Origin of the sequence: Sphingomonas sp. CCH9-E2 (genome assembly GCF_001557215.1) — a bacterium.
Taxonomy (GTDB): domain Bacteria; phylum Pseudomonadota; class Alphaproteobacteria; order Sphingomonadales; family Sphingomonadaceae; genus Sphingomonas.
Genome location: NZ_LSJM01000275.1, coordinates 1 through 943, shown reverse-complemented (window position 1 = coordinate 943; position 943 = coordinate 1). Strand labels below are relative to the sequence as shown.

Annotated in this window: 1 protein-coding gene; it reads right to left on the bottom strand. The window is 66.1% G+C overall.

Annotated elements, in window-relative coordinates; all coding sequences use genetic code 11:
* Nucleotides 1–135 precede the first annotated feature (135 nt).
* Nucleotides 136–943 (bottom strand): UDP-glucose dehydrogenase family protein (locus AX681_RS12680; RefSeq protein ID WP_156456095.1); only part of this gene is annotated, 808 nt, incomplete at its 5' end.

Below are 943 nucleotides of genomic sequence, written 5' to 3'. Positions count from 1 at the left end.
CTCCCCCGCCAGGGGGAGGTGGCGCCGAAGGCGACGGAGGGGGAGGGCGGCTGTGTCCTCTCCAGCGTCGTGCTTCCTCCCCCTCCGTCAGCTACGCTGACACCTCCCCCTGGCGGGGGAGGATAAGGGAACGGATCAATCCACCTTCTTGCCCACGCCGACCAGCTTGAGCCCGGCGCGCTGTACCTCTTCGGCGGGGTAGATGTTGCGCAGGTCGACCAGCAGAGGGGCGTTGAGCAGCCCCTTCATCCGATTGAGGTCGAGCGCGCGGAATTCGTCCCATTCGGTGACGATTACTAGCGCGTCGGCACCTTCTGCCGCAGCATAGGCGCTGGTCGAGAATTCGACATTCTTGACCAGCGGCCGGGCCTGCTCGACCCCTTCCGGGTCATAGGCGCGAACGATCGCGCCCGCGTCCTGCAGCGTCTGGATCACCGCCAGGCTGGGCGCGTCGCGCATGTCGTCGGTGTTCGGCTTGAAGGTGAGGCCCAGGATTGCGACGGTCTTGCCGCGCACATCGCCGCCCATCGCCTTGATCACCTTGCGCCCCATTGCGCGCTTGCGGCTGTCATTGACCTGCACCGTCGCCTCGACGATCCGCAGCGGGGTTTCATGGTCGTCGGCGGTCTTGAGCAGCGCCAGCGTATCCTTGGGGAAGCACGATCCGCCATAGCCGGGACCGGCGTTCAGGAACTTGCGCCCGATGCGGTTGTCCATGCCGATGCCGCGCGACACCTCCTGCACGTCCGCGCCGACCTGTTCGCATAGGTCCGCAATCTCGTTGATGAAGGTGATCTTGACCGCGAGGAAGGCGTTGGCGGCATATTTGATCAGCTCGGCGGTGCGGCGGCCGGTGAACATCACCGGGGCAGACTGGTTGAGCGAGAGCGGGCGGTAGATGTCGCGCATCACCTGGCTCGCGCCCTCGTCTTCGCTGCCGACG